The organism is Elusimicrobium sp. An273 (genome assembly GCF_002159705.1).
Classification (GTDB): Bacteria; Elusimicrobiota; Elusimicrobia; order Elusimicrobiales; family Elusimicrobiaceae; genus Avelusimicrobium; species Avelusimicrobium gallicola.
Window position 1 is genome coordinate 266,702 of the sequence record NZ_NFJD01000003.1, and the last position, 12,382, is coordinate 279,083.

The following is a 12,382-nucleotide window of genomic DNA, read 5'->3' on the forward strand; positions in this document are numbered from 1 at the left end:
AATTTTAATACACCAGCGTCATAGCATTCGCCGTAGTGTCGTAAAATTGAACGCCATAGCGCACAGCAGCAATACCATCATCACGTTGCTTATTGGGCTCTATATTGTCCAAATACTGCCCGTCTAAATTCTTCTTCCACTCATAATTTTCAAACTCGTACTGCAAATTTTTACTGTCTCTGTGAATAAAAATTTTGTACTTTTTTACGGTATCTATACTGTTTAGCACGGTAGTCTTTTTAATTCCGGAGCAAATATACCCGGCATTGGCTATATCGCGGATTCTGTCCGGTTCTGCGCTATCGGCTATAATATTTAAGTCTTTGCGCACCCCTAGGGCGTCCATAAGCGCGATCAACTCTGTATTGGTTATATGCGTTTTGTAAATGAGTTCTCGCAAATAGACCTCGTTTTCTTTAAAGCTGCACTGTACCAATGCCGTGGCGTGATTAAACCCAAAATCCAATCCCAATACCGTGCCATCAAATTCTTTAGGCGCGCTTTCATCATCGTATAACTGCCACTTTTCAAATATCCGCCCTTCCGTCTGTCCCCACTCGCCCAAAACAAGCATTTTGTAAAGTCTGGGATTGGTCTCTTTCATTGCTAACAAACTGACTATATAGTCTTCACTTAAAAAGGGATTGTCTTTATAAGTGCTATTAATCAAACACACGCCCTTTTGAGGCAAGAGCTTTGTTTTTATCCACCCCCGCGCGTCGCCTGGATTTAAGCTTAAAATCGTTTGGTTCTGTTCCCATCCTATTGGCTTTGGGGCACTTAAACGGGTTAGCAAAAAGCTGTATTCATCAAAGCTAAAATCAGTGGCTTCTTCCAACCAAATAACGTTAAATTCCGTGGATTTAATCTTATCCACGTCGTCCAACCCAAAAAACAAAATATCGCTTTGTGCCGAATTTCCATCCTTAAAATCAAACACATAATAACGTTCTGTTTTATTGAAGTTTTCCCTGTCATAAACGTTAAAATCGACTAAAGCGGCAACAAATGGTTTGATTACGCTGTGTTGTAAGGTACTAGCAACTTTGCGACAAACACCAATACGCAATCCCGCATATTGCAATGCATACGCAATGAGGCATTGCCGTATAGAATAACTTTTGCTAGAGCGCACGCTTCCCACATTTACAATGGTGGGCGCCGGATTTTTGTAGTTTTTTTCAAAGACCGTCGTGCAAGTTAATTTTTTTACTTGCATAGCACTATCACTTTTTTGCTTGGACTATTTCAAAAACAAAATTGCGCGGTTCCATATCAAGCGCAACTTCTTTGCGTTCAATGTAAAAGCCCATAACGCGCCCTTTGCTTATCTCGCACTTTACGGCTGAGGAAAACTCTCCCGCGGCCAAAGCAAGGGCCTTGAGGTGGTCCAGTTCTTCCACATGCTGTTCTAGCGTGTAGTTAAATTTGGCAGCATTTCTAGCGCCCTCTTTTGAAAGAGCGTCTTGAATCTCAGGTTTTTTCAGGTTTTCTGCACCAATAGAATAGGCAGATTTAGCGGAATATCCTGCCCGACGAGCCGATTCTGTGGCATTGCCAGTATGCAAGTATTCTTTGCAAAATTTGACCTGTTTTTTTGTAAGTCTTGCAGCTTTTGTCTTCTTTGCCGCCATATATTAACCTCGGCGGGGCAACAAAAAGCCCCGCGGTCGCGGGGCTTCGTCAGATGTGTACCAAAAAAATGGGTTGGACACCACGGACTTTCGTCCGTTATCCAACCCACAGTAAGAGTATAGCCTATTATTTAGCGTTTTTCAAGTAGGGGTATATAATAAAAATCCCCGCCGCAGCGGGGAAAAGTACAGTGAAATTTATTTCATTTTTGTAGGAGTCGCCACATTCAATTGAGGTGTTAATGAATTTTCTCCTTTTAAAGAGGCCGTTGCATGAGTTTCAGTTGAGGATTTTTCCCTTTCCCCCGTCCAACAAAATCCTCCCATAATAACAGCTATCAAGAATACAAAAAAACAAATACCACACAGCTTTTTAAAACCCCGTTGAGGGTCGCTGGCTTGAATAAAATCATGAAAAACATGCAAAAAGGCAAACAAACATAAGCAAAACACGCTAATAAAAAGGGACGCATGATAGACACCCTTTATTTGCAAGGCTACTGAAGCTGAAACGGAAATAAAAGTAAATAAGGTAACAAAAATCCCCAAGAGTTCAATATTATTTTTAGTTTGTCGTGATAAATTCCGTTCTATTTGCTTGATTCTATTGGACAGGTACACTTGTTTTATGTTAGCTTCCTCTGCTAATTTTTGTCTTTCATCCGAGATTGCAGCCAGTTGTTCTACTTGCTCTTTGAAATGCTGATAGTCATCTGAAATTTCTTGTATCCTGTTTTTCCAAAAGAGGAACTCTTCTGGCAATGAAGGAGAAGGAATGACCGGGGGCATAGAAGATGTAGATGACTCAATCTGTCCATCCTTATTTTCCATTGGAGCCATAAATAACCTCTTCTATCTGAGATATAGATAATAAACTTCTTGCCGTCTGAAAGAAAAACAGCATGGTGTTCTCTGTAAAGTTGTTCTCCTGTTTCCCGGTATTTAAATCACGGGTGATTGAAAAGCTGTCTATATTCTTTCCATCTTTATTTATAGTCTTCCTTACAAATTGGAAATTATCAAAAAAGGAAAGACAATCTTTTTCTCGTTTGGCATAAAATCCAAGAGAATTTAATTTTTCCTGTTTATCTTGCAGATGTGGAACAAAAAATTTTTTAGATAATTCTTCATAACCATTTTCAGAAATATCCTGATACCGTCCTACTGCTCCTATACGATTAATAGGAAAAAGAGAAGATAAAGCGGTGAATAAAGGAACCAACGAATCAAAAAAAGAATCTGGAAGGTCTTTCCCAGTTAAATTAAACTGTTGCAATATACAATCCACTCTATTTGCAGTGATAGTCACTTTCCATCCAGCTGATAAAGAAGCCGTAATAAAGGGGAAAGGTGCTGGCATTCCGTCAGGGAGAGAAACCATATTATTAACTTGCAGTTTGGCTGGAGCCACTTGCTGTTTAATTTTTGTTGCCAAATCAAAGACTCTAGCCTCTGTTATAAAATTCGCTGGGAAAAAAACGATTGTAAAGTCTTGCGGAAGAATTGTTCTCATATTTTTCCTATTTTACACAATTTTCAATATTTTTATTTTTATAAAAACTATGTATGGATTCAATAGACACCTCATTGGTGGACGCCTCCAAAGGACTTAATCCCCTGCGGGCATCTTTCCACGGGGCTTCCTGGTGACTGCGTAAAATTAACCACGTATCTTCTTTATTGCCATAATTATCTAGCACCTTTTGAATCGACTCTTTCTGTGCAGCTGTCAGTCTGTCTGCATTTCCTTCGGGCAAAGAATATATCTTAGTTTGCCTCCTATGCAAGTTATACAAATTTCTTACTACCGGTCCATTAATCCAAGCTTCGATGCGATCGTCAAACAAAGGTCTCCCTTCATTCCAGGCCAAATGCCAAGCTTGACAATAATAAACCAACTTTTGCAACTTAATTCCAGAAATAGGGTTTATTCTTTGCAATATATATTGTGCTACATCAAAGACGCTTGCCATATTAACCTCCTAAATATGACGACAACAAAACCCGTTTACTTTTATCTTAAAGCAAGCGGGAGGAAACATTCTTGTAAGTAATTCTTTTCAAATCGGTACAGCGAAACACGCGAAAAACGAATTTTGCGTGACATTTACTATATATATTGTATTGGTTATAAGGGCTAAAATCAAGCCTTTTGAGGTATTAAACAAGGACTTGGAAGGGTATTTGAGGTATTAAAAAGGAAATTGGAAGGACCCAATGCACAACCGTAGAAAACTACAATTTTAATGAAAGACAATTCCTTTTATTTTTTATTATAACATTTTATTGTTAGTTTTGTCAATAAAGTTAGTTTACTCAAACGTTATTTCAAAAAAGCGGGATTCATTGGGGCGTCCAAAAAACTGATACACCTCATTGGGCAAATTCCACCCGTCCACCAAGCGGATGTTTACGATTCTCCGCGTAATGGTGCGGGAAGAATAACCCCTATGGAAAACGACCAAATCGCTCTTTTTCAAGCGAGATAAGCGTTTGCTCCACCCTTCAGTAAACCGGCGATATTCGCACGTTTTCCGCCCGGATTCTATTTCATCAAACCAATGGTAAGTGAGGGGCAAGTGGAGTTTATTCATTTATGCTAACCTCTAACAAAGCGTCCAAAGCGGCTTCGGCCATTTTTTCATATTTTTCCCAAATCGGGCAACCTTCACAGATTGGGCCTTCATTAGGGCAATCATCGCTATTACATCTTACTTCATACTTGTCATAAAGAGCCTTTGCCATGCGCTCAATGGCTTCGGTGCGAGGTAATCCCTTATTGCATTTAATCCCTTCTAGCTGGTCGCAACCACAATCCAAAATACAATGTCCACTGTTTTTCATCAAAGGACAATTTCTTAAATGTGAGCCAATTTGTAAACAAATAATTCTTTCCTCTTTTGGTGTGTTTTCATTTTCCATTTTCGCCTCCACAAATCTCGTTCCGAATGCCTTGCGGATCAACCAATCTCTAAATTTTAGTTTCATATTCGCTCCCCCCAGGAGCAGCAAGGCTATTTGCTACTCCGTTTTTGGCTATTTTGCGCTGCAAACCGCTTTTCCCGTTCGGCCAGCCACAGGGTAAACTCGCGGCATGTATCGCATCCCTCGGCATTATTGCACTTCGCAAACTCGTTGCAAAACGGGGCGGATCCCGGCGCGGGTTCATCCACTCCGTCCCCTGCTTCCATTGTGGGCGCCACGGCTTGCTCCTTGCTTTTCGGCTGCTGCAACGGCACAAACATTTTGCAGGCCGTGTTTTCGGCCGCCACCACACAACTATGACCCGCGCCAAACCGGCACGGTGCCAAACTGTCTGTTCCCGCAAACAATGCACACGCATTGCATTTCCGTTTTTTCTTTGCCATAATTCCTCCGTATTGCCCCGTTCACGCGCCGACCGCACACACACCCTTGTCAGCGCAAAAATCACAAATAAAGCCGTTTTTAAGTTCTTTTCCGTCCGCTCTAAAAAACACCTCACCGCAATGGCTGCAGCGCCTAAAAGCGGGGTCTAATTTTTCCCGCGGGGGTTTTGCTCCCGCGCCTATTTTTTTACGCACCTCAAAGCCTCCTCAAATTCGTATTCCGTGTAAAACTCCATTAAAAAAGCCCTCCCGTTTCCGCAGCAGCCCCCGTGTTTTGGTGGCATTTCTCAAACTTAAATCCTCCGTGCAATGCACACTGGCGGCACTTATCCGAATAGGCGCTAAACGCCGCACAATGGGTGCGCCCCTCCTCGCACAACCGTTCTTCCGGCGAAAGTTTACGCGTCATCTCCCCTCCCACACCACCTGCATGCCGGCCATCTTGGCCACCTGCAGTTCCATTTCCACGCCGCGGGATTGCGTCGTATCGCCAAACACATACACCACATCGGCATCCAACATCATTCGCAAAGCCCTCTTAAAGTAAAACTCATAGGCCTTGTCCGTCCCGTGCGTGACGCTTATGTCCGCCGGATTCTTTACGCTGTACCCGGCCGCGCGGAACGCTTCTGCCCGCAGGTTGAATGCGGCGCGGTTGTAGTCGGGCAAGCCGGTCATCGGGCCGGATAAATACACCGTCTGAGTCAGGGCGATATTTTTGGTGTTTACTTTGAACATATTTCCTCCTAAAACATTCGGTTCGTCAGTTCCCCCCAGCTAAACCAGCGCCGGGTAGGGTTTTTGATAAGTGCTTTCTGAACGGTGTCCAACGTTATGCCAGGGGGCAATTTCGCGCCCCGGTTGGAAAAGTCCGGGTTAGATACCGGCCCCGTAAACAGGGCCACCAGTCGCCCACGCTTGCCGTTTTCTTTGCAGCCCAAGCACACCAGGCTGTTGCACACGTGGATCATCGGTTTGTTGTCGCCCATATCCACAAATACGGCAAAAGAAGCCCGCCCATATTCGCCGCACACCGGGCAAAGCATATTGCTGGGCGTCTTAAAGCTGCTCTGCAGGGCGCTGTCCGGGCCGTAAAAATTTGCCATTTTTCAGTTCCTCGCTTTCAACTTCCTGGCGAATGCTGTTTATCTGGCAGGCCAGGTAGTACAGGGAATACAAGCCTTTCGCCCGCCGCACATAGCGCGCCACACAGGCTTTGGCTTGTTCCAAATCCCGGCAGTTGGCCAGGATCGTTTCAAAATGCGGGATGTCCATACGCACCGCCGCATTCAAAATTTCGTTTTTGTTCGGTTTTTTTAGCCCCGGATGGTTGGTTCCCTGCAGATAATACAGGGCCAATTTTTCCAGGTCTGTTTTGGGATTTTGAAAATCAATTTGGGTACTCCAACTTTTGCATAAAAAATATTCTTTATTCTTTAAACTATACATGGATACGGGAACCTTATTATTGTCGCCGCTACATTTTTCGTAGCAAACTGCTACATTTTTTGTAGCGGAGCCCGCTACGCTTTCCGTAGCAGGTGCTACGCTTTTCGTAGCAGTTTTCCACAGTTTTTCCGCAGTTTCGCCCGGCTCTTTTTTGTCCGCCGCTTGGTATTTTTTCCAGTTCACTATTTTGATGATCAGGCAGGGTTTGCGTTGCGTTTTTATGGCTCCGGCCCGTTCTAGGCAGTCCAACACCTGCTTTATGCTGTTTTGATTGCTTACTGTCAGACAACCTGCCAAATCGCGGTAAGTGGTGCGTATTTCGCCGCTTTTGTAATCGGCCATCAGCAAAAAATCAATAAACGTGCACACCGCCGAAGGCTTCAGCCGGCGTACAGCGCTGTTCAAAAATCTTCTATGCAGTTTCACGTATCCCTTATTTTCCATATCCAAAATCCCGCACGTTTTTCAGTTGCGACAGTTCCAGTTTTAACCCGTCAAAATCGGCCCAAATTTTCTTTATTTCCGTATGCACGATGTTCGCGTCGTCCTTTATCCACCCCGCCCGTTTTAAAGCGTCAAAAACGGGTTTTTCCAGGTTGTCCAAGTCGGGCTTTGTTGTCTTGTAAATTTCGTACATACGGCAGGCGGGCCTGCGGTAGCAGTAGGTCAGTTTTGCCCCCACCGCTCCTTCCAGCGGGCGCGGGGGCCGCTTTTTTACGGCCTCCGCCACCACGCAGGCTTTAAACTCCGGCTCCGGCTGATAGGCCCTGCGCGCTTTAAAGTTAAAGCGATGTCTTTGCTGGGCCTGCGGTCTAAACGGCACCCACAGCCGATAAATGCCGTCATTAATAGGGAAGGTCATCTTCTCCCTCTTGCGGCTCTGCAGCCCCCAGGTTTGGATCAAACTCTTGGGCTTGCGCCTCTTGGGCTTGCGCCTCTTGGCTTTGCGTCTGCTCCGTCTCTTCCTGCACTGGCGCGCCCTCTCCTTGCTGCGGGAAAAGCTCACGCTGTTTTTCTTTGGCCGTCAGCGGGCGCTGATCCAGCACGTCGCCCGTTTCGGGGTGCTTTACGGTATAGGTGTTTTGCGTGTAGTTGATAATTACCGGGCACTCCAAAGTGCGTTCTTCTCCGCCTTCTTTTATTAGGCCAATGGTGTGCCTGATTTCCGCTTCCGACCCTTTGGCAATGTCGCCCATCAGTTTTGCTTTCTCGGCAAAAGCGTTTTTCTTTTCCGTCAGGTCGGTCACTTTTTCATTTAGTCCCGCCAGTTCTTCCTCGGTGAAGTGGTGGAACAGGTTTCTGCTTTCCAGTGCGGTTTCAATCTCGTCCTGTTGCGGCTGGTTTTGCGTTTCGGCCTTTTCGGTTGCTTTTTTTCTCGGCATCGGTCTATTCTCCTTTTACATCTTCAATTTGCCCGGTCATCAGTTTGTAGGCCAGGTAGGTGGTCATCGTGTCCATATAGCAATACGGGATCACCAGTTTATCCTGTCCCTCTGCGGCCAGTTTTGGGGCGTCCGCCCCGCTGATTACTTCTTTGTACTCCGGCAGTCCCAAGCGGTTCTGCACGGTTTTAAGCTTCACAAAAAGCTGTCCGTTAAACTCGGTCGTGTAATTGCGCAGGTACTCGCGCATCACGTCATAGTGCGGGTTCACTCCCGGCACAAACAGCGCCGGCAACTGGAGTTTGTGGCGGATGTACGCGTTTCTCATTTTGGGCAAGTCAAACCCGCGGCTATTAAAGCCCACAATCTCCGTCAGCTCGCTGGTGCGTTCCGCCAGCCAGTCGCGCAAGTCCAACAGCATTTCTTTTTCTGTTTTGAAGTTGCGTATTTCAGCCGCCAGCCCGGGCATAGTCTTTACCGGGCATTTGGAAGGAATGCAGCTCCACACCACATTCCCGGCATCCGTGGCCGCGCAAAGCACCATAATGGGCGCCCTATCCAGCAAGGCGGCTTTTTCTACTGCTTTTTGATAGGCCTCTATCTTGGCGGCCTGCTGCTCCTGTGCCGTTTTGGCTTTGGCAGGCATTTTGGCTTCCTGCGCTTTGGTGTTGATGTCGGCGGATGCGGCGTTTCCGGTTTCAATGTCAAAGCAAAAATGCTTCAGTCCCGTGTTTACGGCCTGCGCCTCAGCCAACAGGTTTACGGGTTGTTTGCACATTACCATTTCCTCCCATATCCACCGCCGCGGTTGTATCCGCCGCCATAGCCGCCGCGGCCATAGCTTCCACCGTTACCGCCATATCCGCCGCCATTACGCTGGAAACCACGCACTTGGTAGCCCATATTCAACATCGCGGCAATAATCTGTTGGAATTGCGGGAAGGTCTGCGCCGGGAATTGGACATACACCGTCACCGTCATTCCGTTTATCTCCGTTTCCACCGGCACACTCCACCCGGTAGGGTTGGGCACACCGCCCATTTGCACGGGTTGGGCCGGCATTGCAGGCAGCATCGTGTTTCCGGCCTGCACTGCGGGGGCAGCTTGTCCCCCCATCATCCCGTTTACTTGTCCCATTGCTTGCATCAAAGCCTGGGCCACCTGTTCGGGGCTTACATTGTTTTGTTCTGCCATAGCGTTCTCCTGTACGTAAAATAAAATGTCCCGGTCGGTGTAAAACCGTTTTCCCTCTAATGCGCTGCCGGGCCGGCGCAAACGCGGTTTGTGTTTCAATTCCGCGCGGGCTAGTCGCGTTCACTCTGCCGGAGGTGCCACTGTGTCCCTGCCGTCAAACGCCTTCGCCTTACTGAGATGTAAAGAACAAACGGAATTTTTTGCCCTTCCGTTAGACACTCCGATACTCACTCGGAGCAGATGGCCTTATATTATGGAGGCGGTCCTGTACCCCCTCAAATCTATCGGGCGCATTAAATAGGAGACTGGGATGAAAGGCCCGCGCGCCCGCCGGCATCCGCCGGAAATCAAATCTGCCAAATGAACATGAGTAGCACAAAAAGGTAAATTCCCCCCATTAACACCGCCGCGCAGGGCGTGCTGAGTTCTTCGGGGTGGCGCAGCAACTGCCAAAAACGTTTCATAATTCTTCCTCCCTCATTCCCAGCTTTTGGGCCACGCTTTTGCGTTTAATTAAAATCCGCCCGAAAGGTTTCATCGCATCCAGCCGCCCGGCCTGTGCCAGTTCCTGCACGCGGCGCGGGCTAAGCCGCAAAATTTTGGCCGTTTCGGCCACCGTCAAAAATTGATTTTTCATAAAATTTCCTAATTAATTTTTTAAAGCGCGAAAAGTGAATATCCCCGCGGAAAATTGGTAAAATAAAACCGATAGTGCATACCGCTCTGCAAAAGCGTGGGGATTACCCTGTATGCCCTATCGGTTTGTGTGGTTGGATATCTGACGGGGGTGCCCCGCCAAAATTGTTTGCCGTATAAATCTGCCGTACTCTCCAACCACCCGCCGCGTTCCTTTGCAGCCGCGGCTATCATTTTTACAAGGATTTGCGCCTTGTCTTAAATATCTTAATAAGATTTTTAAGATATGTCAAGGGGTATTTTTGCATTCCCTATTTTACGACGAGGAATTATAAAATGACAGAACTGGAAAAACTACTACAAAAATGGAATGATGGCGTTTTAAGAGGCGCAAAAATAAGATTAGCAAGAGAGCTGCAAGTAGACGATAGCACGGTGTCTGCGTGGGTCGCAGGTCGCGCAAACCCGCCAGCAGACAAGATAGAAAAGATTTCCAAACTGTTTAAAACTTCTGAGCGCGAAGTCAAAGCCGCCTTTGGCATTGAAGATAAAGAATTTTCCCGCTCTTTGCGCGTTACGCCACTGACGGACAAAAACACCATTTCCCTGCCCATTTTGGCCGATGTTCCCGCCGGCCTGCCGGATTTTTCAGATAAAGACGTGGAAACATTCTGGGACATTCCCCGCTGGGTATTTCCCGGAGCAGATTTTGTAGTTAAATGCAATGGAGACTCTTTGGAGCCAAAACTCCACCTGGGCGACTATTGCGTCATCAGAAAAACGACCGAACCCATACACGGCCGCGCGATGGTAGTAAAGACGGAAAACGGCGTGTGTATGAAGGTCATCAAGAAGTTAAAGGACGGCACAATCCAGCTTTGTTCCACCAACCCGAAATACAAGCCGTTTATACCCGAGGAATTAACCATCGTCGGGCTGATCATCGGCTCGTGGAGCCGCCAAGACAAGGAAAACTGGCTTGGTTTAATGTAAGAGGGAAATATATGTATGAATATAAAGTAATTAGTGGCCAAATTTCGGTTGATTATAAAAAGCACGAAACATTTGAATCCGTTTTAGAAAACATGTTGCAGGCTATGCAAAATGAAGGCTGGGAGTTTTACACCCCTTGTACAATAACGGAACGTGTTTCCCCTGGGTGCCTAGGCTCTCTTTTGGGGCAAAAAGAGGACGTTGTTTCCCATCAAACCTTTATTTTTAGAAGAAAAAAATCACAGCCAGCCAAATAAACTATGGGGGAATGTATGAAAAAAATATTCTTATTATTTCCTGGGCTTATTGTACTTTCTGGCTGCGCCGCCGGTATTAACCACAATGTGGCGCAAATAAACGGGCAAAATTATCTGATAGAAACCAAAACAAACAATTTTTTCGGTCTCTCCCAGTGGAGCAGCCCCAGCACCCTCATTCCCTTGGAAGAGGAAAAAGAAGTTGTTATGCCAGAGAATTATAATCCCAGCACTGCCCGGGCCGAACTGGCCAAAATTGCCGATGAATGCAGTATCCACTCCATTAAGGCTCAATCCCGGCCCAATTACAAAAAGATGTATAAGTGCATCGTAGACAAACTGGCCGAGCTGGAACAAAATGCAAATTGATTTTTCTTAGGATATATTCCAACAATGCACATCTATACGGACAAACGCACCGGCATCAAGTATATTTCCTATACGGACCCTTCCGGCAAACGGGTACGCCGCTCTCTAAGAACTCGGAATAAAAGCGTAGCGACAATTAAAGCAGCAGACACTATCGACAATAAAAAATCAGCCGATTATAGTCCTCTCTCTGTTGACGCCTTTTTGTTCAAATACCGCGAATTCTTAAAAGCCACAAAAAGTAAACAAACCAGCGAGATTTTTGAAACCGCTTGGAGAAAGCTAACCAAGCTTAGAGAAATACGCGCTTTGTCAGAAATAACTCCAGCCCTGTTGGACGATCTGCAAATCGCCCAAAAAAACGCTGGCGTCGGTCATGCTGGCATAAATAGGACGACCCGCGCACTTCGTACGGCAATGATGCAGGCTGAATATTGGAGGCTTGTCACTCCACAAGACTGGAAGAGGATAGTAAAATTCCGCGAAAACAAAAACCGCGTAGAATTTCACACTATCGACGAAATAAAACAGATTTTGGCAATTTGTCCGTCTGCTGATTGGGAATTGGTAGTCCTGCTAGGTTGTCGTGCAGGCCTTCGCCGAGGCGAAATGGACCACCTTAAATGGGAAGATGTGGATTTTGTTCGTGGGCAATTACATATTGCCGCTAACAAAACAGAGAATTTTCGGTTTGTGCCAATAGATCCCGTGCTAAAATCCGCCCTGTTATCTGCTCAAAAAAAAGCGAAGAACGAGTTTGTTGTAAATGTTGGTTTATCTAGTAGCCGGGGAAGCAAGGATTATATAACCACATACTACGCGCATTTTACGCGCAAGCTACCGTTCCACTGCCACTTGCACAAATTGCGCCATACTTTTGCTAGCCACCTGGTCCAAGCTGGAGCGGATTTATATCATGTTTCAAAATTACTTGGGCATTCTTCAATCAAAATGACGGAAATCTACGCACACCTTGCTCCACGAGCGCTGGTTGATGTAGTTGCTTTGCTCCCCAAGTTTAATAATTAGTCAGCAAAAATGTCAGCATATAGAAGAATAAAAAACTCATAGTCCGGAAACCATATAGAGGGCCTGCAAAG

General features: G+C 46.0%; 21 protein-coding genes. 4 read left to right on the forward strand and 17 right to left on the reverse strand.

What is annotated here, in order from left to right; all coding sequences use genetic code 11:
- Nucleotides 1-4 precede the first annotated feature (4 nt).
- The 17 genes from B5F75_RS05555 to B5F75_RS05630 form a co-directional block, all read right to left on the reverse strand.
- A complete protein-coding gene (locus B5F75_RS05555) occupies nt 5-1,219 on the reverse strand; it encodes a PBSX family phage terminase large subunit (RefSeq protein ID WP_087288793.1) in 1,215 nt (404 codons plus the stop codon).
- Between the two features lie 7 nt (nt 1,220-1,226).
- Nucleotides 1,227-1,634, reverse strand: coding sequence for a terminase small subunit (locus B5F75_RS05560; RefSeq protein ID WP_087288795.1), 408 nt, complete (start codon nt 1,632-1,634; stop codon nt 1,227-1,229).
- A 198-nt stretch (nt 1,635-1,832) separates the two neighbouring features.
- Nucleotides 1,833-2,474: a hypothetical protein gene (locus tag B5F75_RS05565; protein ID WP_087288797.1), complete on the reverse strand. Its 642-nt coding sequence runs from the start codon at nt 2,472-2,474 to the stop codon at nt 1,833-1,835.
- Nucleotides 2,455-3,147: a hypothetical protein gene (locus B5F75_RS05570; protein ID WP_087288799.1), complete on the reverse strand. Its 693-nt coding sequence runs from the start codon at nt 3,145-3,147 to the stop codon at nt 2,455-2,457. Before B5F75_RS05570 ends, B5F75_RS05565 begins: the two co-directional genes overlap by 20 nt.
- Nucleotides 3,148-3,154: 7 nt before the next feature.
- Nucleotides 3,155-3,607 carry a Panacea domain-containing protein gene (locus tag B5F75_RS05575; protein WP_087288801.1) on the reverse strand — a complete coding sequence of 151 codons (453 nt, stop codon included), beginning with the start codon at nt 3,605-3,607 and terminating at the stop codon, nt 3,155-3,157.
- A gap of 339 nt (nt 3,608-3,946) precedes the next feature.
- On the reverse strand, nt 3,947-4,228 hold the full coding sequence (locus B5F75_RS05580) for an ASCH domain-containing protein (protein ID WP_087288804.1): 282 nt from the start codon (nt 4,226-4,228) through the stop codon (nt 3,947-3,949).
- Complete coding sequence (locus B5F75_RS05585; RefSeq protein ID WP_143351264.1) at nt 4,221-4,622, reverse strand: hypothetical protein; 402 nt, start codon at nt 4,620-4,622, stop codon at nt 4,221-4,223. Before B5F75_RS05585 ends, B5F75_RS05580 begins: the two co-directional genes overlap by 8 nt.
- Before the next feature lie 26 nt (nt 4,623-4,648).
- Entirely contained in the window at nt 4,649-5,002 is a 354-nt protein-coding gene (locus B5F75_RS05590) for a hypothetical protein (protein ID WP_087288808.1), read from the reverse strand.
- Nucleotides 5,003-5,237: 235 nt separating this feature from the next.
- On the reverse strand, nt 5,238-5,411 hold the full coding sequence (locus B5F75_RS07385; protein WP_158093788.1) for a hypothetical protein: 174 nt from the start codon (nt 5,409-5,411) through the stop codon (nt 5,238-5,240).
- The gene (locus tag B5F75_RS05595; protein WP_087288810.1) at nt 5,408-5,740 is read right to left on the reverse strand and encodes a DUF4406 domain-containing protein; all 333 of its coding nucleotides are present in this window, start codon (nt 5,738-5,740) and stop codon (nt 5,408-5,410) included. The genes B5F75_RS07385 and B5F75_RS05595 overlap by 4 nt, the downstream gene beginning before the upstream one ends.
- A gap of 8 nt (nt 5,741-5,748) precedes the next feature.
- Nucleotides 5,749-6,108, reverse strand: coding sequence for a hypothetical protein (locus tag B5F75_RS05600; protein ID WP_087288813.1), 360 nt, complete (start codon nt 6,106-6,108; stop codon nt 5,749-5,751).
- Nucleotides 6,062-6,895 carry a hypothetical protein gene (locus tag B5F75_RS05605; RefSeq protein WP_087288815.1) on the reverse strand — a complete coding sequence of 278 codons (834 nt, stop codon included), beginning with the start codon at nt 6,893-6,895 and terminating at the stop codon, nt 6,062-6,064. Before B5F75_RS05605 ends, B5F75_RS05600 begins: the two co-directional genes overlap by 47 nt.
- Nucleotides 6,885-7,313 carry a RusA family crossover junction endodeoxyribonuclease gene (locus B5F75_RS05610; RefSeq protein WP_087288817.1) on the reverse strand — a complete coding sequence of 143 codons (429 nt, stop codon included), beginning with the start codon at nt 7,311-7,313 and terminating at the stop codon, nt 6,885-6,887. Before B5F75_RS05610 ends, B5F75_RS05605 begins: the two co-directional genes overlap by 11 nt.
- Entirely contained in the window at nt 7,297-7,833 is a 537-nt protein-coding gene (locus B5F75_RS05615; protein WP_087288819.1) for a hypothetical protein, read from the reverse strand. Before B5F75_RS05615 ends, B5F75_RS05610 begins: the two co-directional genes overlap by 17 nt.
- A gap of 4 nt (nt 7,834-7,837) precedes the next feature.
- Entirely contained in the window at nt 7,838-8,611 is a 774-nt protein-coding gene (locus B5F75_RS05620) for a ribonuclease H-like domain-containing protein (RefSeq protein WP_158093789.1), read from the reverse strand.
- Nucleotides 8,611-9,027: a hypothetical protein gene (locus B5F75_RS07475; protein ID WP_087288823.1), complete on the reverse strand. Its 417-nt coding sequence runs from the start codon at nt 9,025-9,027 to the stop codon at nt 8,611-8,613. The genes B5F75_RS05620 and B5F75_RS07475 overlap by 1 nt, the downstream gene beginning before the upstream one ends.
- A 460-nt stretch (nt 9,028-9,487) precedes the next feature.
- Entirely contained in the window at nt 9,488-9,664 is a 177-nt protein-coding gene (locus tag B5F75_RS05630; protein WP_087288825.1) for a helix-turn-helix domain-containing protein, read from the reverse strand.
- A 335-nt stretch (nt 9,665-9,999) separates the two neighbouring features.
- On the opposite strand from B5F75_RS05630, the gene B5F75_RS05635 reads away from it, so the two are divergent.
- From B5F75_RS05635 to B5F75_RS05650, 4 genes are read left to right on the forward strand one after another with little or no spacing between them, the layout of a single operon-like run.
- Nucleotides 10,000-10,656 (forward strand): LexA family transcriptional regulator, encoded by a 657-nt coding sequence (locus B5F75_RS05635; RefSeq protein ID WP_087288827.1) that lies wholly within the window; start codon nt 10,000-10,002, stop codon nt 10,654-10,656.
- A gap of 11 nt (nt 10,657-10,667) precedes the next feature.
- Nucleotides 10,668-10,913, forward strand: coding sequence for a hypothetical protein (locus tag B5F75_RS05640; RefSeq protein ID WP_087288829.1), 246 nt, complete (start codon nt 10,668-10,670; stop codon nt 10,911-10,913).
- Between the two features lie 15 nt (nt 10,914-10,928).
- A complete protein-coding gene (locus tag B5F75_RS05645; protein ID WP_087288831.1) occupies nt 10,929-11,282 on the forward strand; it encodes a hypothetical protein in 354 nt (117 codons plus the stop codon).
- A gap of 24 nt (nt 11,283-11,306) precedes the next feature.
- Complete coding sequence (locus tag B5F75_RS05650) at nt 11,307-12,311, forward strand: tyrosine-type recombinase/integrase (RefSeq protein WP_087288833.1); 1,005 nt, start codon at nt 11,307-11,309, stop codon at nt 12,309-12,311.
- Nucleotides 12,312-12,382: the final 71 nt, after the last annotated feature.